15 protein-coding genes are annotated in these 19,192 nt (G+C 71.0%); 8 read left to right on the top strand and 7 right to left on the bottom strand.

The annotated features are described in order from the left end of the window. Positions 1 to 90: 90 nt before the first annotated feature. The gene (locus OG496_RS13165) at positions 91 to 579 is read left to right on the top strand and encodes a molybdopterin-dependent oxidoreductase (protein WP_399396513.1); all 489 of its coding nucleotides are present in this window, start codon (positions 91 to 93) and stop codon (positions 577 to 579) included. Here OG496_RS13165 and OG496_RS13160 read toward each other — a convergent pair. After that, positions 494 to 3,235 (bottom strand): molybdopterin-dependent oxidoreductase, encoded by a 2,742-nt coding sequence (locus OG496_RS13160; protein ID WP_405971004.1) that lies wholly within the window; start codon positions 3,233 to 3,235, stop codon positions 494 to 496. The two genes, OG496_RS13165 and OG496_RS13160, sit on opposite strands and share 86 nt — an antisense overlap. Then, entirely contained in the window at positions 3,232 to 4,053 is an 822-nt protein-coding gene (locus OG496_RS13155; RefSeq protein WP_405971003.1) for an FAD binding domain-containing protein, read from the bottom strand. Before OG496_RS13155 ends, OG496_RS13160 begins: the two co-directional genes overlap by 4 nt. 180 nt (positions 4,054 to 4,233) lie before the next feature. Between OG496_RS13155 and OG496_RS13150 the strand changes: the two genes are divergently transcribed. The 3 genes from OG496_RS13150 to OG496_RS13140 all read left to right on the top strand — a co-directional run bounded on the left by OG496_RS13150 (position 4,234) and on the right by OG496_RS13140 (position 7,971). Beyond that, positions 4,234 to 5,736: a helix-turn-helix domain-containing protein gene (locus OG496_RS13150; RefSeq protein WP_405971002.1), complete on the top strand. Its 1,503-nt coding sequence runs from the start codon at positions 4,234 to 4,236 to the stop codon at positions 5,734 to 5,736. A 24-nt stretch (positions 5,737 to 5,760) separates the two neighbouring features. Then, positions 5,761 to 6,696 carry a LysR substrate-binding domain-containing protein gene (locus OG496_RS13145; protein ID WP_405971001.1) on the top strand — a complete coding sequence of 312 codons (936 nt, stop codon included), beginning with the start codon at positions 5,761 to 5,763 and terminating at the stop codon, positions 6,694 to 6,696. Positions 6,697 to 6,810: 114 nt separating this feature from the next. Continuing rightward, positions 6,811 to 7,971 (top strand): NAD-dependent formate dehydrogenase, encoded by a 1,161-nt coding sequence (locus tag OG496_RS13140; RefSeq protein ID WP_405971000.1) that lies wholly within the window; start codon positions 6,811 to 6,813, stop codon positions 7,969 to 7,971. A gap of 30 nt (positions 7,972 to 8,001) precedes the next feature. Here OG496_RS13140 and OG496_RS13135 read toward each other — a convergent pair whose 3' ends face one another. Then, positions 8,002 to 8,397, bottom strand: a complete 396-nt coding sequence (locus OG496_RS13135; protein ID WP_366497341.1) for a helix-turn-helix transcriptional regulator — start codon at positions 8,395 to 8,397, stop codon at positions 8,002 to 8,004. Positions 8,398 to 8,495: 98 nt separating this feature from the next. Here OG496_RS13135 and OG496_RS13130 point away from each other — a divergent pair, with 98 nt between their 5' ends. Continuing rightward, positions 8,496 to 9,086 carry a DUF1707 domain-containing protein gene (locus tag OG496_RS13130; RefSeq protein WP_405970999.1) on the top strand — a complete coding sequence of 197 codons (591 nt, stop codon included), beginning with the start codon at positions 8,496 to 8,498 and terminating at the stop codon, positions 9,084 to 9,086. Here the strand turns inward: OG496_RS13130 and OG496_RS13125 are convergent. The 3 genes from OG496_RS13125 to OG496_RS13115 all read right to left on the bottom strand — a co-directional run bounded on the left by OG496_RS13125 (position 9,064) and on the right by OG496_RS13115 (position 13,558). Continuing rightward, positions 9,064 to 9,585, bottom strand: a complete 522-nt coding sequence (locus OG496_RS13125) for a hypothetical protein (protein ID WP_405970998.1) — start codon at positions 9,583 to 9,585, stop codon at positions 9,064 to 9,066. The two genes, OG496_RS13130 and OG496_RS13125, sit on opposite strands and share 23 nt — an antisense overlap. A gap of 153 nt (positions 9,586 to 9,738) precedes the next feature. Further along, positions 9,739 to 11,697 carry an amino acid transporter gene (locus tag OG496_RS13120; RefSeq protein WP_366497338.1) on the bottom strand — a complete coding sequence of 653 codons (1,959 nt, stop codon included), beginning with the start codon at positions 11,695 to 11,697 and terminating at the stop codon, positions 9,739 to 9,741. Between the two features lie 286 nt (positions 11,698 to 11,983). Continuing rightward, complete coding sequence (locus OG496_RS13115; RefSeq protein WP_405970997.1) at positions 11,984 to 13,558, bottom strand: Na+/H+ antiporter; 1,575 nt, start codon at positions 13,556 to 13,558, stop codon at positions 11,984 to 11,986. Positions 13,559 to 13,741: 183 nt separating this feature from the next. Between OG496_RS13115 and OG496_RS13110 the strand changes: the two genes are divergently transcribed. After that, entirely contained in the window at positions 13,742 to 16,252 is a 2,511-nt protein-coding gene (locus OG496_RS13110; protein ID WP_405970996.1) for an ATP-binding protein, read from the top strand. Here OG496_RS13110 and OG496_RS13105 read toward each other — a convergent pair. Further along, positions 16,230 to 16,751, bottom strand: coding sequence for a hypothetical protein (locus OG496_RS13105; RefSeq protein ID WP_405970995.1), 522 nt, complete (start codon positions 16,749 to 16,751; stop codon positions 16,230 to 16,232). The genes OG496_RS13110 and OG496_RS13105 overlap by 23 nt on opposite strands. 259 nt (positions 16,752 to 17,010) lie before the next feature. Here OG496_RS13105 and OG496_RS13100 point away from each other — a divergent pair, with 259 nt between their 5' ends. Both OG496_RS13100 and kdpF read left to right on the top strand, forming a co-directional pair. Beyond that, entirely contained in the window at positions 17,011 to 18,852 is a 1,842-nt protein-coding gene (locus OG496_RS13100; protein ID WP_405970994.1) for an APC family permease, read from the top strand. Positions 18,853 to 19,096: 244 nt separating this feature from the next. After that, positions 19,097 to 19,186: a K(+)-transporting ATPase subunit F gene (kdpF, locus tag OG496_RS13095; RefSeq protein ID WP_016434100.1), complete on the top strand. Its 90-nt coding sequence runs from the start codon at positions 19,097 to 19,099 to the stop codon at positions 19,184 to 19,186. Positions 19,187 to 19,192 lie beyond the last annotated feature (6 nt).

Below are 19,192 nucleotides of genomic sequence, written 5' to 3'. Positions count from 1 at the left end.
CGCATGAGCTGCACTGTTCGCTTGTGGGGTGCGCATGTGCGTTTGTACGGGAGTGCCGTCCGGGTACCACATTCCGGGAGGTGATGGCTCGTGACGCTCGCGCAGCTCGACCTGACCGGGGACCTCGCCCGCCCGGCCCGGCTGACCGTGCCCGACCTGTTCGACTGGCCGCTGCACCACGTGCGGGTCAGCTTCGAGTGCGCCACCAGCGGCACCCAAGTGCACCGCTTCGCGGGACCGCGCCTCTACGACGTCCTGACCTCGGCCGGCCCCGGCTTCGACCCCGTCCGCCGCAAGGACCGGCTGCGCTTCCTCATCGCGGTCAGCGGTGCGGACGGGCACCACGCGCTGCTGTCCTGGGCCGAGATCGACCCCGACTTCGCTCATGCCCCTGTTCTGCTCGCTGTCAGCATCGACGACACCCCTCTCGACCGTGCCGGACCGCAACTGGTGCTTCCGCAGGACCGTTGCGGGGCCCGGCACATCAGTGGGATCAGCGCGATACGGGTGGACGGGGGATACGGGATGAGTCGGCCAGTGCCTGCCACACCCGGTCTCGGGTCAGCGGAAGTTCGGTGAAGCGCACGCCGGTTGCGTCCCGCAGCGCGTTGGCGAAGGCGGGCGCGACCGGGTTGAAGGGGCTCTCGCTCATCGACTTGGCGCCCAACGGGCCGATGGCGTCCGCCGTTTCCATGAAGTGGACCTCGGTGCGCGGCACATCCGCGTACTGCGGGAGCCGGTAACGCCGGAACGCGGCTGTCTCCACCGCACCCTGCCCGTCGATGCGGACGTTCTCGAAGAGCGTCGCGCCGAGCGCCTGGGCGACCCCGCCCTCCACCTGCCCCCTGCACTGCATCGGGTTCATCACCTTGCCCGCGTCGGCCGCGTGCACACTGCGCAGGATGCGGATCTCGCCCGTGTCCGGGTCCACGGCGACCCTGAACCACTGCGCGTTGAAGGCCACCGAGCGAGGTGTCCCGCCGAAGTGCCCGTCGGCGCTGAACTCCACCCCGACCGCCGCACCCGCCGCGTGCAGCTCCTTCAGGGTGAGACGACCGCCCGGGTGCAGTACGGCCTCCTCGGCCAACGCGCAGTCGGCGCGCGGGAGTTGCAGGTGGGCGGCGGCGAAGTCGAGCAGCTGGTCGGCGAGAGTGCGGGAAGCGCGGAGGGTTGCCTTGCCCGCGACGACCGTGCCCGTGGAGGCGAAGGCGCCCGTGTCGTGCCGTACGACGTCTGTGTCGGACTGGCGGACGGTGATCCGGTCGACGGTGGTGGCGAGTTCACCGGCCGCGATCTGGCGGTGGACCGTGGTCGTACCGTTGCCGAACTCCGCTGTGCCCACGGCGAGATCGAAGCCGCCGTCGGGGAGAAGGCTCGCCTTCGCGTCGGCGAGGTGGCCGCCGGGCGGGCCCGTCGCGATCATCGCCAGGGCGGTGCCCTCGCCCACCAGCCAGCCGTCCGGGGGGAGTTGGGAGACGGGCTCCGCCTGGGCGCGGCGGACGATCGCGAGGCACTGGTCGAGGCCGTAGCTCGCGATGTGCAGGTCCTCCTCCTCGCCGCCGGGGGAGAGCATCGGCTCGCCGGGGCCGATGATGTTCTTCGCCTTGAACTCCAATGGGTCCAGGTCGAGTTGGCGGGCGAGTTCGTCCAGGGCCGACTCCACGGCGAACATCACCTGGCCGAGGCCGTAGCCCCGGAAGGCGCCCGCCGGGACGGTGTGCGTGTAGACGGAGAAGGCGTCGACCTTCTTGTGCGGGGCGCGGTAGACGGCCATCGACTCGCCGACACTGTGGAACATGACGGCGGGGCCGTGGTTGCCGTAGGCGCCGGTGTTGGAGACAACGCGTAGCTGGAGTGCGGTGAGTTGGCCGTCGCGGCGGGCGCCCGCCTTCACGTTGATCGTGAACGGGTGGCGGGTGGTCGCACCGTAGAACTGTTCCGCGCGGGTGTACTCCAGTTTCACCGGGCGGCGCAGGCGCAGGACCGCGAGGGCGACGATGTCCTCGACGAGCATCTCCTGCTTGCCGCCGAAGCCGCCGCCGACCCGGCCGGCGACGACCCGGACCTGCTCCTCGGGGAGGTCGTACAGCGCGCACAGGGCACGACGGGTGAGGAACGGGGTCTGTGAACTGGTGCGTACCGTCAGCCTGTTGTTCTCGTCGAACCATGCCACCGCACCGTGCGTCTCCAGGCTCGCGTGCTGGACGCGTTGGGTGCGGTACGTGTCCTCGTAGACGGCGTCGGCCTCCGCGAAGCCTGCCTCCACGCTGCCGATCTCGCCGTGTGCCTCGCCGACCACGTTGTCGTGGGGGCGCGAAATCCTCGCCGTAGCAGCGTCCTTGTCGTGGACGACCGGGGCGCCCGGGCGCATCGCCTCCTCCGGGTCGAGGACCGAGGGCAGGATCTCGTACGTCACCTCTACGCGTCGGCAGCCCTCCTCGGCGGCGGCCTCGCTGTCGGCGACCACGGCGGCGACGCGCTGGCCGACGTAGCGGACGGTGTCGTCGAGGACGCGGGTGTCGTCCGGGTCCTCGGTGGGGTGCTCGTGGCGGGCCGTGGAGAAGTGGCGTTCGGGGGCGTCGTAGTGGGTGAACACCGCTTGCACGCCCGGGACTTGGAGAGCGGCAGCGGTGTCGATCGCGGTGATGCGGGAGTGGGCGTGCGGGGAGCGGAGGAGCTTCATGTGGAGCAGGCCCGGGACGTCGATGTCGAAGGTGTAGCGGGCGGTGCCGGTGACCACCTGGGGGCCGGCCGGGGCGGGGAGGTTGCGGCCCACCGCCTCGCCCGCGGCCGGTGCCTCGGCGTGGCAGACGCCTCGTACCGCGTCCTCGATGGCGCGGTAGCCGGTGCAGCGGCAGAGGTTGCCCTTGAACGCCCTCGGGAGGTCGGTGAGTTGGTCCTCGTTCAGGGCGGCCGTCGTCATCAGAAAGCCGGCCGTGCAGAAACCGCACTGGAAGCCCTGGGCGTCGAGGAACTTCCGCTGGACGGGGTGGAGTTCGCCGTCCTCGGCGGCCAGGCCCTCGACCGTGGTGACGGTACGGCCGTCGGCGCGGAAGGCCGGGTAGAGGCAGCTGTGCACCGGTTCGCCGTCCACGTGGACCGTGCAGGCGCCGCAGTCGCCCGCGTCGCAGCCCTTCTTCACGCCGAACCAGCCGCGGTCGCGGAGGTACGTGCGCAGACACTGACCCGGGCGGGGTTCCTCGGCGAAGGACCGGCCGTTGACCTCGATCTTCATGCTGCGGTCTCTCCCAGCTCCCGGCGGATCTCCTCCGCGTAGTGGAACGTCATGTGCGCTCGCCATTCCGGCAGCCCGTGGATGTCGTCGAACCACTCGTCGTCCGCTACGGCGGCGGCGATCGCGGTGCGCAGTTGCTCGGCCGTCGGTGGCAGGGGGAACCACAGGCGGAACGGGCGGACCGTCGACGCGGTGATCGTCAGCGCGAGGGAGCCGTCGAGCGGGTCCAGGGTGCCGATGACCAGGACTCCGGAGCGACCGAGGCCGTAGAGCGAGGCCTGGCGGAAGGCAGTGCGGCAGGTCAGGGTGCGGGGCGGGACGGTGATCGAGCGGAGCAGTTCGCCGTCGGACAGGTCCTTGCGGCCCGCGCCGGTAACGAAGTCGGCGACGCGGACGCGGCGCCGTAGGCCGTCCTGGGACAGGAGGAGGCACTCGGCGTCCAGGGCGGCGGTGAGGGAGATCATCGGGCCCGCGGGGAGGGCGTTGCAGAGGTTGCCGCCGACCGTCGCCATGTTCCAGATCTTGAAGGAGGCGAGGAAGGCGCGGCAGCACTGCTCGAAGAGCGGGGCCGCGGTGGTCGTCAACTCCTTCGCGAAACGGGAGAGTTGGGCGATCGTGCAGGTCGCGGCGATCTCTACGGAACCGTCGGGGTGTCGCTCGACGGGTGTCCAGCCGGTGCGACTCAGGTCCACCAGGCGGCGCAGGTGCGGTTGCGGCTCGGAGAAGAGATACGTGCCGCCGCCGAGCCAGGCGTCGCCCGGCCGCCAGGGTGTCGGCTGCCGGGCGTCGAGGATCTCGGCCACCGTGTTCAGGTCCATGACCGCCAGTGAAGCAACGCGGACCCGGTCGGGACGACTGGTTCACAGCACGGAAACGCCGACGTTCCACGGCCGGACACTGGAGGATCAACCAAGAGGCGTTTCGGCCGATTGGTCTTGCACTTACCATGCAATCACTCGCATTCACCTGGCGAATGCGAGATGCGAGGAGCCGGAACCATGCACGTCGAACACCTTCTTCAGGACGAGTCCCTCGGCCTGCGCCTGCTGTGGGCCGAGGACGCCCAGCTGGCCCGGGAGATCAGCGGAGTGACCGTGACCGACCTGGAGGACCCCGCGCGGTTCGTGCGGCGGGACGAGGTCGTGCTGAGTGGGCTCGTGTGGTGGTCGGCCGAGGACGGGCCCGCGCGGGCCGAGCGGTTCGTGTCCGCTCTGCGGGGAGCGGGGGCCGCCGCGCTGCTCGCGGGGGAGGAGACGCACGGTTCGGTGCCGGACGATCTTGTCGAGGCCTGTGTGCGGCACGGAGTCCCGGTGGCCGCCGTACCGGCGCACATCATGTTCCGCGCGATCACCGACACCGTGTACCTCGGGCGATGGGGCGAGCTGAGCCGTCGGCACACGCTGCCGGAGAACGTACGGGGGCGGCTTAGTCGGATGGCCGCGCAGGGTGCGGGTCCGGAGGCGATCGTGACGACGGCCTTCGCCCACCTCGAACGGGCCGTCGCGTATGTCCTCACGCCCTCCGGACGGACCGTCGCGGCGACGCCGGGTGCGCCCGCGATACCGGTGGGGAAGGCGGCCGGCCTGCTGGCGGAGGCCGTGCCCGTCGACGCCGACGGGGTCTCGCCGTACGAGCGCTGGCACCTCTACCTTCCCGATCCCGATGACGCGCCGCCGCGCATGGTGCACGAGCTGGCCTCGGTGCTGGGGCGCTGCCAGGAGGCGCGGGTCCGCGCGCGGGCCGAAGAGCGGCAGACGGCCGACGAGTTGGGGGCGTTGCTCGCCGTGCCGGGTGTCGATGGCGCGGCTGTGGCGGCTGCGCTGCGGGCCTGTGGGTTGCCGGACGACGGGCCGTATCGGGTACTGGTCGCGGAGACCGGGGCGCAGCGGGCGGGGCTGGCGGAGGGGGCGTTGGCGGAAGTCGTCGCGCATGCGGTGCCGGACGGTACGGCGGTCGCGGGTGCCGTGGGACGGTTGCCCGACGGTGCCGCGTTCGCGGTCGTGGCCGGGACCGCCGAGGCCGACGCGCTGCACGAGGTGTGGCCGCTCGTCGCCGCGGCCGAACCCGCTGTGCCGCTCTACGGCGGGACCGGGGCACCAGTCGCCACCGCGCGGGAGCTCAACGGGGCGCTGGCGGAGGCGCGTTACGCGCTCGTCTCGGCGCGGAGTACCGCTGCGGCGGACGGCTCGGCGCTCACCGACGCTTCCACCCTCACGGGGCTCGACGCGCTGCTCACCGGTGTTCCGGCGGAGGTCCGTACCGCCTACAGCCGGACCGTCCTCGGTGAACTGCGGTCCAACGCCGTGCTGTTGGAGACGCTGGAGACCTTCCTGGCCTGTGACGGTTCCTGGGCGCGGACGGCGGAGGCGCTGCATCTGCACGTGAACTCCGTGCACTACCGGATCGGGCGCATCGAGCACTTCACCGGCCGCGACCTCTCCCGCCTCTACGACCGCCTCGACCTGCGGGCGGCCCTGTTGTGCCGGGCGGACAGCGCCTAACCTGCACGTCAGGGGAGGTTGGACATGTTGCTGCGTCAGCTGGAGTACCTGGTCGCGCTCGCCCGTGAGCGGCACTTCGCGCGCGCCGCTGCGGCCTGTTACGTCTCGCAGCCCTCGCTCTCGGCCGCGATCCGTCGCCTGGAACACGACTTGGACGTACCGATCGTGCGGCGCGGCAGACGGTACGAGGGGCTGACCCCGGAGGGCGAGGTGGTGCTGGCCTGGGCGCACCGCATCCTGGCCGAACGGGACGCGCTGCACCAGGAGTTGTCGGTGCTGCGGGGTGGACTGACCGGCACGCTGCGGCTGGGTGTGGTGCCCACCGCGCTGCCCGCCGCGTCCCTTCTCACCACCCCGTTCTGCGTACGGCATCCCCGGGCCCGGGTCGCCCTGGAGTCGCTGTCGTCCGTCGGCATCACCCAGGGGCTCGCCGAGTTCGAGCTGGACGCGGCGATGACGTACCTGGACGACGACACGCTCCGCAACGTCCGCCGACTCCCGCTCTACGAGGAGCGGTATGTGCTCCTCACGCCCGTCGACGGGCCACTTGCCGGTGTCTCCAAGGCCAGTTGGGCCCAGGCGGCGACTCTTCCCCTCTGCCTGCTCAACTCGCGGATGCGCAACCGCCGCATCATCGACGAGTGCTTCGCGGCCGAGGGCGCGACGGCCTCCCCGGCGATCGAGTCGGACAGCGTCGCCGGGCTCTACACGCTGCTGCCGGGCGGCCGTTGGTCCAGCGTGATCTCGCATGCGTGGCTGCACATGTTCGACGTACCGGAGGGGATGCGGGTCGTACCGCTGAAGGGGCCCGCGCACGGGCCCCGGGTCGGACTGGTCGTCGCCCGCAGCGAGCCCCGATCGGTGCTGGCGGAGGCGCTGTTGAAGGTGGCGAGGGAGGCGGGCGTACGGGACGAGCTCGACGCACTGCTGCACACCTATCTGGGCGGCGACGGACGCTGACGGTCGTTGATAGGAGCGGGCTATGTCGGCATAGCAACGTTCGCTTTGACCAGGGCGATTCACCCCGAGGATCGTGAAGTGCATCTTCCGACAACGGAGTTGAGGAGCCGCGACATGGCCAAGGTTCTCTGTGTCCTGTACGACGACCCGATCGACGGATACCCGACCTCGTACGCCCGCGACGACCTGCCGGTGATCGACCACTACCCCGGCGGCCAGACCACCCCCACTCCCGAGGCGGTCGACTTCACCCCGGGCCAGTTGCTCGGCAGCGTCTCCGGTGAACTCGGCCTGCGTGCCTACCTGGAGGCGGCCGGGCACACCCTGGTCGTCACCTCCGACAAGGACGGCGAGGGCTCGGTCTTCGACCGGGAACTGGTCGACGCCGACATCGTGATCTCGCAGCCGTTCTGGCCCGCGTACCTCACCCCGGAGCGCATCGCCGCCGCCAAGAACCTCAAGCTCGCGGTCACCGCCGGCATCGGCTCCGACCACGTCGACCTCGACTCGGCGATCTCGCACGGCGTGACGGTCGCCGAGGTGACGTACTGCAACAGCATCAGCGTCGCCGAACACGTCGTGATGATGACGCTGTCCCTCGTGCGCAACTACCTGCCGTCCCACCAGGTCGTGCTCGACGGCGGCTGGAACATCGCGGACTGCGTGGCCCGTTCGTACGACCTCGAAGGCATGCACGTCGGGACGGTCGCCGCGGGGCGGATCGGGCTCGCGGTGCTGCGGCGGCTCGCGCCCTTCGACGTCAAGCTGCACTACACCGACCGGCACCGGCTTCCCGGGGACGTGGAGCGGGAGTTGGGGCTGACCTGGCACGAGAGTGCCGAGGACATGGTGCCGCACTGCGACGTCGTGACCATCAACGCGCCGCTGCACCCCGAGACGGAGGGGCTGTTCGGCGACAAGCTGCTCGCGCAGATGAAGCGCGGCGCCTATCTCATCAACACCGCGCGGGCGAAGATCGTCGACCGGGACGCCGTCGACCGGGCCCTGCGCGGTGGGCAGTTGGCGGGTTACGCCGGTGACGTCTGGTTCCCGCAGCCCGCCCCGGCGGACCACCCCTGGCGCACCATGCCGCACCACGGGATGACCCCGCACATCTCCGGTTCGTCGCTGTCGGCGCAGGCCCGGTACGCGGCGGGCACGCGGGAGATCCTGGAGGCGTTCTTCGCGGGGCGGCCCATCCGGGACGAGTATCTGATCGTGGACGGCGGGGCGTTGGCGGGTACCGGCGCGCACTCCTACTCGGTCAACAAGTGACGCGGTGACGGACGGAGGCCACCGCACGTCTCACACGCGGTCGATGTGCACGTTCGTCGACTTCACGCGGGCGGTGGCCTCCATGCCGACCTCCAGGCCGAGTTCCTCGACGGCCTCGCGGGTCAGCAGGGAGACCAGCCGGTGCGGGCCCGACTGGATCTCGACCTGGGCCGCGACATCGCCGAGCTTGATCGCGGTGACGATGCCAGGGAAGGCGTTGCGGACCGAGGTGTAGGAAGGGTCCTCCTCGACCTCGCCCGCCTTCGCCAACTCGACCGAGAACGCGGCCAGAGCGACCCCGTCGATGAGCCGACGGCCGCCCTCGTCGCGGTGGGTCGTCACCCGGCCCGCGTCCGCCCACCGGCGCGCGGTGTCCGGGCTCACGCCGAGCAGCCGCGCCGCCTGGCCGATTGTGTAGGACTGCATACGCGCCACCCTAGGGCCAGAAACGTGAACCGGTGGACGGGGGGTTGGCTCTGGGGTATAACGCGATATAGCGTCAGTCCGTCGATCGGGGTGAGGGTATGTCGGGTGAGCTGATGAGCACGACCGCTTTGCGGGCCTCGCATGCGGACCGGGACCGCGTCGTGGACGTGCTGACCGGCGCGGCCGGTGACGGACGGCTGACCGCCGAGGAACTCGACGAGCGCGTCGAGGCGGCCCTGACCGCCCGCACCATGGGCGAGTTGGCGGTCCTGACGGCCGACCTGCCGGTGGTTGCCGGTACGGTCGCGGCCGAGGTCAGGGACGTCGTCCGCATCGAGCAGCACGGCGGTTCGGCGCAGCGCGGTGACGGCTGGGTGGTGCCACGCCGGTTGGAGATCCAGTCGAGCCTGGGCGACGTGACACTCGACTTCACCCAGGCGGTGATCACCCAGCCCACGCTCCGCATCGACCTCGACATGCACCTCGGTGCGCTACGGCTGCTGATCCCGCCGGGCATCGTGGTGGACACCGACTCCCTGGTGTTCAGCTACGGGAAGATCAAGAAGCGCGGGCGCGCTGACGCCGATGCGCCGGTCGGCCTGCGGATCGAGATCGTCGGGCAGATACGGCTGGGGAAGGTCGTGGTGCGCCGGACGCGGCGCGGGGTCAGGAAATCCCCGACGCCCTGAGGACCGACCGCGCGGTCTCGTCGTCGATCAGATGACCCAGGTGACGCCGGACATCGGTGCCCTGGCGCAGTGTGCCGCGTTCCATCGAGTGCCGCATGCCCGTGTCCAGCTCGTGCCAGAGCAGGGGGTTGGCGACCAGGACCCGGGGGTCCAGTTCAAGCCATTGACCGTACGTGTCCCGCAGGACCAGGCGTGTGGAGACGTCGCCGTACTGTCGTACGACGGTCAGCGCGTCCGTGTGCACCGTGCGTCGGAGCAGCGGGCTGTCCACGGTGAGCCAGCCGGGGCCCGCGGTGACGCGGTGCGGCAGCAGGACGACGAAGAGCACTGCCGACAGGGCGAACCACAGCAGGGCGCGGATCAGGGTGAGGGTTCCGGCTTCCCCGTCGACCAGCAGGGTCATGACGAGGAAGCCGAGCGCGCAGCCCGTCGCCAGCCGGGCGTCGCCACGCCAGTGGCGGTCGCCGGTCGGGTCCGGTGGGAGGGTGCTGTGCGGCATGAGGCCGACGGTAGGCCGCCACGAGCGCGCCGCGCGGGCCGCTGACGGGGCTCTTACACACCGGTGCCGGATTTTGTCGTGCCTCTTACGGTGACGTCGGCTCGGGCGGTCTGCGAACGGTCGCCGGTGTGCATACGCGGTCGCGGTGTGCGGTCAGCCCGTGTGGACGCGCGGGCGTCGTGTGCGGTCCGGTTCCGCCTCGCGCAGGACCTCGCGGGTGACCGGGGCGACCTCGCCCTGGCCGAAGAGGAAGAAGCGGAGGAAGTTGGCGAACGGGTTGCCCTCGGTCCACTCGAAGTACATGTGCGGGATACGGCCCGTCGAGTCGCGGACGTGCAGCATCAGCGCGGCCAGGGCGTTGGGGATGGAGGACGACTCCAGGGTCAGGACCCGGTAGCGGCCGTGCAGGACCTCGCCGCGCACCGTCAGGCCCGCCTCGAACTCGGAGGCGTCGAGGACCGTCACCTCGACGAACACGAAGTCCTCGCCGGGGATGTCGTTGTCGTTGCGGATCTGCTCGATCTTGTCCCGGTACTCGGCCTTGTCACGGCGGTCGGGCTCGTTGGCGACGAAGCGGATCTTCCGGCTGGCCATGTCGCGGATGAATCGTTCCGCCATGGAGTCCAACTGCACGCTCGTCACGCGGAGTTCGAAGGCGCGGGCCAGCCGGGACAGCAGGGAGACCAGGATGATGCCGGCGATGAAGCAGGCGCCGATCTTCACGCCGTCGGGGCGTTCGATGACGTTGACGACGGTGACGTAGAGGAGGACCGCGGAGACGATGCCGAAGACGACGGTCCAGTTGCGCTGCTGGGCGCGGCGGGCCGCGATGGTGACCGCGATCGCCGCGGAGGACATGAGGACGAGGACGCCGGTGGCGTAGGCGCCGCCCTGGGCGTCGACGCTGGCGTCGAAGATCCAGGTGACCAGGAACGCGACCAGGGTGAAGACGATCACCATCGGGCGGACGGCGCGGGCCCAGTGCGGGGCCATGCCGTAGCGGGGGAGATAGCGCGGCATCAGGTTGAGGAGGCCGGCCATCGCGGAGGCGCCGGCGAACCACAGGATGGCGATGGTGGAGAGGTCGTAGACCGTGCCGAAGGCGTTGCCCAGGTACTCGTGCGAGAGATACGCGAGCGCGCGGCCGTTGGCCTGACCGCCCGCCTTGAACTCCTTCTCCGGGATCAGCACGGTGGTGATGAAGCTGGTGGCGATCAGGAACACGCTCATGATGAGCGCGGCGGTCGTCAGCAGCTTCTTGGTGTCGCGGATACGGCCCTTGGGGTTGTCGTGGGTGTCGTCCGGGTCGCCCTCGACGTGCGGCATGACGGCGACGCCGGTCTCGAAGCCGGAGAGGCCGAGGGCGAGTTTGGGGAAGACCAGCAGGCTCACGCCGATCATCGCGAAGATGTTGCCGTGTTCGGTGGTCAGGGCGCTCGTCCAGTCAGTGACGACATGTTCCTCGGTGACCACGTGCCACATGCCGACGATCACGACGACGACGTTGAGGCTGAGATAGGCCGCCACCAGGTACACGGCGACGCCGATCGCCTCCAGGAAGCCCTTGAGGAACACCGCGCCGAGCAGGGCCACCAGGATCAGCGTGATCAGCATCTGCTTGTCGTGCAGCATGCTCGTCAGGTGCGGGTTCTCCACGAGGTGGGTGGAGGCGTCCGCCGCCGACAGGGTGATCGTGATCAGGAAGTCCGTCGCCGCGAACCCGAGCAGGGTCAGGACGAACAGCTTGCCCTTCCAGAACGACAGCAGCCGCTCCAGCATCGCGATGGAGCCCTCGCCGTGCGGGCTCTCCTCGGCGACGCGGCGGTACACCGGGAGGGCGCCGGCCAGGGTGACGATCACGAGGACGATCGTCGCGACGGGGGAGAGCAGGCCGGCGGCGAGGGCCGCGATGCCGGGTTGGTAGCCGAGGGTGGAGAAGTAGTCGACGCCGGTCAGGCACATCACCCGCCACCAGCGCTGGCCCTGGTGGACGTGCAGCTCGGGTTCCGGCGCGCTCCGCGTGGCCTGCTGCCCGCCCTTGCCCATGTCGGCCAGCCCCTCCAGCATCCAGGCGCGCAGGCGACTGGGAGGAGGGTGTTCGGTGGTGGCCATCGGCGTGCTCCTGGAGTGCGGGTCAGCGTGTGGTCTCTGGCCATCACGCGGACGGCGGCACTAGCGTAAGCGGAGAGTGACGCGTGGGCCCACGGATGCGGGGGCCTTCGGCGTCAATCTTGCGTTAAGACTGGCCGGGTTGGGGGAGGGGGCGCATCAGGAAGGGGTGGCCGGGACCGATCTGGGGCACGTTGGGCTGTATGGGGGTGATGGGCGGGCGGTGGTCTTCGGCGGACACCGAGAGTTACCGGGAGCGGGGTGCGGCCCGCCGGGTTCCGGTGAGCGGTCACACGTCCGCCAGCCGTGCCTCCTCCAGGTCCAAGGACCGCTGGAGGCGCCTGCGGGTCGTGTCGCTGATGGTGTGGTCGTCGTAGAGGCGCTGCAGTTCGACCGTCTCCACGGCGATCAGGTCGCGGCGGAGTTGGCGGTAGACCAGGTCGGCCGACTCCGCGTGGGCCGCTTGGCCGTTGTTGTCGGAGAGGCGGTCACGGGCGTCGTCGAGGCGGGCGTTGAGGCCGCGGCGGAGGCGGTCGAGGACCACGTCCGGGACCGCTTCCAGCTCGGCCAGTTCGTCCAGGCGGCGGATGCCCGCGTCGGCCAACCGGCAGCGGGCGGAGGCCTCTTCGCGTTCCGTGTGGTCGGGTTCGAGGGCGATTCCGGAGCGGCGGACGACCGGCGCGAGGGTGAAGCCCTGGACGACGAGGGTGACGACCACGACCGACGTGGTGAGGACCAGGACGAGGGGGCGGTCGGTCAGGGTGGCGCCGGTCTTGGTGACCTCGGGGATCGACAGGGCCGCCGCCAGCGGGAGGACACCCCGGGTGCCCGCCCACGTCAGGACCATCGGCACCCGCCAATTCACCCTGTGCACACCGCCCTTGCGCTGCACCACCGCCGACAGCGGCGCCAGCCACAGCAGTCGTACGGCGATCAGGGTGCCCGCCACCGCGAGCGCGTACAGGGGCCACGCGCGGTCGCCGTCGGACAGTGCCCGCACCTGGGCGGGCAGCGCCAATCCGATCAGGGAGAACACCACGCTCTCCAGCAGGAACACCACCGTGCCGTAGACGGCGTGCAGTTGGAGCCTGATGCGGGCGTTGGTGAGGCGGTCGCCGCGACCGCCGAGGACGACCCCGGCGACCACGACCGACGTCACGCCGGACGTGTGGGCGCCCTCCGCCAGGACGTAGGCCGCGTACGGCGTGACCAGGGAGATCACCGTCTCCAGGACCGGGTCCTCGGTGCGCCGCCGGATCAGGGTGACGACGTAGGCGACGGCCGCCCCGATGACCGTGCCGCCGCCCGCGAGCACGACGAACTCCCCGCCCGCCGCACCCCAGTTGGCCGCCGCCGAGGCCACGGCGACGCTCACCGCGACCCGGAACAGGACCAGCGAGGTCGCGTCGTTGAAGAGGGACTCCGCCTGGACCAGGACCTGGACCCGGGGCGGCAGGGCGAGCCGTCGGCCCAGTGCGGTGACGGCGACCGGGTCGGTGCTGGCCAGGACCGCGCCGAGCACGAACGCCATCTGCCAGGAGAGTGGGGTGACTGTCGATGCCACCCAGCCCACGGCTGCTGCCGACGCGAGGACCAGGCCGATCGCGAGGATCCCTACCGGCTTCCACACCGCCTTCAGTTCGCGCCAGGACATCTCCTCGGCGCTGGCGTACAGGAGCGGCGGCAGGACGACCAGGCCGATCACGTCCGGGCTGATCTCGATCGCCGGGGTGCCTGGCAGCAGGGCCACGGCGAGGCCGGCGACGACGAGCAGGGAGGGAGCGGGGATCCGCCAGCGGCGGGCGAACGTCGCGACCAGCGTCGCCAGAACCACGAGTGCCAGAACCGTACCGACGCCGCGCATGCCGTCCCCTTGTGGTCTTGGACGAGCCCATGCGGACTCCCCGCCGACCAGACTTCCCGGCACACCGCGGTCACCCTAACCCGGCCGGGCGCCGTCAAGACAGTGTCAACGTCCTCGCGGGCGGCGCCAGAGACGCGTCAAGAAGCCCGCCCGAGGGGCTGCGGGGCGCTTGTCTGGGAGGCGATGAACGACGTACGACGCGGGCGACTGAAGGTCTACCTCGGGGCGGCCCCGGGTGTCGGCAAGACCTACCGCATGCTCGACGAGGCACGGCGCCGGGCCGCTCGCGGCGCCGATGTGGTGGTGGGGTTCGCGGAGTGCCACGGGCGCCCGCGCACCGAGGCGATGCTCGACGGCCTGGAGGTCGTCGCGCGCGCCCAATGCGCTTACCGGGGCGGGGAGTTCGAGGAGATGGACCTCCCCGCCGTGCTCGCGCGCAACCCCGAGGTCGCCGTCGTCGACGAGTTCGCGCACAGCAACGTCCCCGGCGGCGGGCGCAACGCCAAGCGCTGGCAGGACATCGATGTGCTGCTCGCCGCCGGCATCGACGTCGTCACCGCCGTCAACGTGCAGCATCTGGCCTCGCTCAAGGACGTCGTCGAGAAGATCACCGGGGTCCCGCAGCACGAGACGGTGCCCGACGACGTCGTACGCCGGGCCCACCAGATCGAGTTGATCGACATGCCGCCCGAGGGACTCCGGCGGCGCATGGCGCACGGCAACATCTACACACCGGAGAAGATCGACGCGGCCCTCGCCAACTACTTCCGGCCCGGAAACCTCACCGCCCTGCGGCAGTTGGCGCTGCTGTGGGTCGCCGACCGGGTCGACGAGGCCCTGCACACCTACCGCGCCGAGCACGCGATCGGCGGGGTGTGGGAGACCCGGGAACGGGTGGTCGTCGCGCTCACCGGCGGGCCCGAGGGCGACACGCTCATCCGGCGCGCGGCCCGCATCGCCGACCGGTCCGCCGGCGGCGATCTGCTCGCTGTGCACGTGGCCCGCAGCGACGGACTCGCCGCCGGGGTGTCCCATGCCTCGCTCGCCCGGCAGCGGCGCCTCGTCGAGGACCTGGGCGGCAGCTACCACTCGGTGGTCGGCGACGGTGTCGCCACCGCCCTGGTCGAGTTCGCCCGCACCGAGAACGCCACCCAACTCGTCCTCGGCACCAGCCGCCGGGGCCGGTTCGAGCGGTTCCTGACCGGGCCCGGCACGGGCGAGACGGTGACCGAGTTGTCCGGAGACATCGACGTTCATCGAGTCACCCACGAGCGGGCCGGGCGCGGCACCCTGCTGCCGTCCCGCCGCCGTACTCTCTCGACGGCACGGCTAATTGCCGGGCCCGTGGCGGGACTTGTGCTGCCGGTCCTGCTCACCGTCTGCCTCGCCCAGGTGCGCGGCACGGTCAACCTCACCAGCGAGGCGCTGCTGTTCCTGCTCGCCGTGGTCGGGGTGGCCTGCATAGGCGGCGTGGCCTCGGCGGTCATCGCGTCGGTCACGGCCTCGCTGCTGCTCAACTACTGGTTCATCCCGCCCATCGGGCAGTTCACCCTGAACGACCCCAACGCCCTTCTGGCGCTAGGGGTGTTCACAGTGGTCGCGGCAACCGTGGCCGCCGTGGTCGACCGTTCGCTACGACTCTCCCGCCGCTCGGCGCGTGCCACCGCCGAGGCGGAGACGATGTCGTCCCTCGCGGGCAGCATCGTGCGCGGCGGCCAGACGATCCCGGCCCTGCTGGAACGCACCCGCGAGACCTTCGGCACCGACTCGGCGGAACTCGTCGACGAGCCACCGGACCACGAGGTCGGGGTCGGTGTCACCACCGTCCCCGCCGGTCCCGGCGCCTACCTGGTCTTGCGCGGACGCACCCTGTCATCCTCGGAGCGCCGGGTGCTGGCCGCCTTCGCCGCGCATGTCGGCTCCGCCGTCGAACGGGCCCAACTCGCCGAAGCCGCCGCCGAGATCGAGCCGGTGAAGGCCGCCGACCGTTTGCGTACCGCGCTGCTGCGGGCCGTAGGACACGATCTGCGGACGCCGCTCGCTGCGGGGTGGGCGGCCGTCACCTCGTTGCGCGGGCGGGATGTCGAGTTCTCCGCCGAGGATCGTGACGAACTCCTCGCCACCGCCGACGAGTCGATGGCCAAGCTGAACCGGTTGCTGGAGAACCTCCTCGACCTGAGTCGGCTTGAGGCGGGCGTCCTTCCATTGAGCCTGCGGGCCACGAGTCTGGAGGAGGTGCTGCCGATGGCGCTCGCGGACGTGCCCGATGTGGATCTGCGGGACGTGGAGTCGATTCCGCCGGTGCTCGTCGATCCGCCGCTGCTGGAACGTGTGATCGCCAACCTGGCCGGCAACGCGGCCCGGCACACCCCGGCCGGGCGGCGGGTCATGGTCACCGCCAGTGCGCTGGGCGGGCGGGTGGAGTTGAGGGTCGTAGACCGAGGCCCTGGGCTGCCAACTACCGGGCGCGAGAGGCTCTTTGAGCCCTTCCAGAGGCTCGGCGACACGGACAACACCACCGGGCTCGGGCTGGGTCTCGCCCTCGCGCGCGGCCTCACCGAGGCGATGAACGGGACGCTCACACCTGAGGACACGCCGGGTGGAGGCCTGACGATGGTCGTGTCCTTGCCGTTGGCCGAACGGATGGACCCGACAGCCTCAACAGCGGCCGCTACTCCAGGCCGGACATCTTGAACACGGTCTCCGCGGTCTCGCGCTCGACGCGTTCCGCGACCCGGCGCAGCGCGGTCGCCCCGCATGTGAGCGAGCCGGAAGCCACCGACTTGCGGGAGTCCTCGGAGACCCGGTGCCACAGGTCCGGGTTCTGCACCAGCACATCGGGATCGATCTCCACCCGGCCGCCCAACTCGTCGCGCAGGACCAGCCGTTGAGAGACCCCGTCCAGGCAGCGTACGGACTTGAGCCGGTCCGTGCGGACGTGGCGTTCGCGCAGCAGCCCGCGTGAGGACAGCCAGCCTTCGCCCGCCCGGATCCGGGCGGGGTACAGCACCACGAGGAGCAGGACGGCGAGGGCGAGCCAGAGCGCGCCGCGCCACAGGGTGAGCCGGCCGCTCAAGTCGTCGACGAGCAGCAGGAGTCCGAGCAGCGCGCCCGCGCAGCGGAACGTGTCGCGCAGGTCGCGCCTCCACCGGCGGTCGTGCGCGGACGCGTGCGCGTCGTCGGGGCGTCCCATGGTGGTGACGGTAGGGACTCCGGGCGTGCGGGGGCCGGGCCTTGACGCGACTCTGACGGGTGGCCGGCGGTTCTTGACGCCGTCGCAGCGGTGGCGGGCAGTTGCCCTGGTCACACGGTCGTCAAGTTCGCGTCAAAGAACGCGTGTTCGGCGCGAAGAAGACGCAAGGAGAAGGAGAAACCGGCGGCGGCGGGACAGAACCTGAAGCGCACCCGCGCGTTCCCGTCACCGCGCGTCCGTACGTGAAGGAGCCACCAGCATGACCGTTCTGACTGTCCAGCCGGGTGAGACACCGGCCGACGAGGAGCCCCCGGATACCGGCGAACGCCACCGGCTGACCGCCCTCGCCGGGTTCGCCGCGCTGTCCCTGGACGCCATGGCGTCGGTCGCCTACGGGCCCGAGGCGATCGTCCTCGTGCTGGCCGCCGCCGGTGCGCACGGGCTCGGCTTCACCCTGCCGGTCACGCTCGCCATCGCCGGTCTGCTCGCGGTGCTCGTCGCCTCGTACCGGCAGGTCATCGCGGCCTTCCCGGACGGCGGCGGCTCCTACGCCGTGGCGAAGACCCACCTGGGCGCGCGGACCAGCCTGGTGGCGGCTGCCTCGCTGGTGCTGGACTACGTCCTGAACGTCGCCGTGGCGGTCACCGCCGGTGTCGCGGCTCTGACCTCGGCGTTTCCGGGACTCTACGACGACCGGCTGTGGCTCTGCCTCGCCGTGCTCGTGCTGGTCACGGCGGTGAACCTGCGCGGGATCGTCGAGTCGGCCCGCGCCTTCATCGTGCCGACCGTCGTGTTCGTCGGCTCCATCCTCGTGCTGATCGCGGTCGGCCTGTTCCGGTCCGCGCCGGTGAGCACCGCGACCGCCGACGGACACGCCTCCGCGCTCGCCGACAACGCCACGAGCGTCGGCACCCTGCTGTTGCTGAAGGCCTTCGCCTCCGGATGCAGCGCCCTCACCGGCGTCGAGGCCATCGCCAACGCCGTGCCGTCCTTCCGCACGCCCCGCGCGAAGCGGGCCCAGCGCGCGGAGGTCGCCCTCGGCGCGGTGCTCGGCGTGATGCTGATCGGCCTGTCGGTGCTGATCTCCCGCTTCCACCTGCAGCCGGTCCAGGGAGTCACCGTCCTCGCCCAGCTCGCGGACGCCTCGCTCGGCCACAACTGGGCTTTCTACGTCATCCAGTTCGCGACGATGATCCTGCTCGCCCTGTCCGCGAACACGTCCTTCGGCGGGCTGCCGGTCCTGCTGAAGCTGCTGGCCCGCGACAACTACCTCCCGCACGTCTTCGCCCTCAAGGCCGACCGCCAGGTGCACCGGCACGGGGTGCTTGCGCTGGCCGCGGTCTCGGCGGGCCTGCTGGTGTTCTCCGGCGGCGACACCAACACCCTCGTGCCGCTCTTCGCGATCGGCGTCTTCGTCGGCTTCACCGTCGCCCAGGTCGGCATGGTCCGGCACTGGCGCGGCGAACGCGGCACCGGCTGGCGTGGAAAAGCCCTGCTGAACGGGTTCGGCGCGCTCCTCACCGGCGTCGCGGCCGTCGTCGTCACCGCGACCAAGTTCGAGGACGGCGCCTGGTTGATCGTGATCACCCTGCCCCTGCTCGTGCTGGCCTTCGAGACCGTGCACCGCGCCTATGCGCACATCGGCGAGCGGCTCGGCCTCGGCCGTATCCCGGAACCCCCGCACCGCGACCGGTCCGTCGTGATCGTGCCCGTCTCGTCCCTCTCCCGCCTCACCTCCGAGGCACTGACGGCCGCCGCCTCCCTCGGCGACGAGGTACGCGCGGTCACGGTCTGCTACCCGGACCCCGAGGACCGCGCCAGCCTCCACGCCCTGGAACGCGCCTGGGCCCAATGGGACCCCGGCGTCCCCCTGGTCCGACTCGCCTGCGAGCGCCGCACGTTGGGCCGCCCCATCGCCGCCTACGTACGGGACGTCTCGGCGACGGAACCGGACACCCGGGTCACCGTCCTGATCGCGGAGGTGGAGCCCGTACGGCTGTGGCAGCGCCTGCTCCAGAACCAGCGGGGCGCCCTCGTCGCCCACGCCGTACGGCGGGACACGGACGCGGTGATCTGCCGGCTGCGGTTCCGGCTGTTCTGATCCCCGGGCGCGGTGCACGCGCCCGGTTCGCGGCCCCGCCGTAAGAGTCGCGTCAAAGGCGTGTGCGTCGCCGTAAGGGAGCCGTCAACGGCGGCCGAATCGGGTCACGGGCGCGGTTACCTCTAAGCGTCCGTTCCATCCGAACCTCATTCCAGGAGCTCACGATGGCCGATCTGGCCTTCGTCGTCACCACGATCGCGGTCTTCGCGCTGGTGGCCCTCGTCGCCAAGGGGGTGACGAAGCTGTGACCGCCGAGAACATCGTCGGCCTCGTCGTGGCCGTCGCCCTGCTGGGCTATCTCGTCCTCGCCCTGATCTTCCCGGAGAGGTTCTGAGCCACG

Source organism: Streptomyces sp. NBC_00988, from assembly GCF_045162645.1.
GTDB lineage: Bacteria > Actinomycetota > Actinomycetes > Streptomycetales > Streptomycetaceae > Streptomyces.
This window is presented reverse-complemented; position numbering and strand designations above follow the sequence as displayed.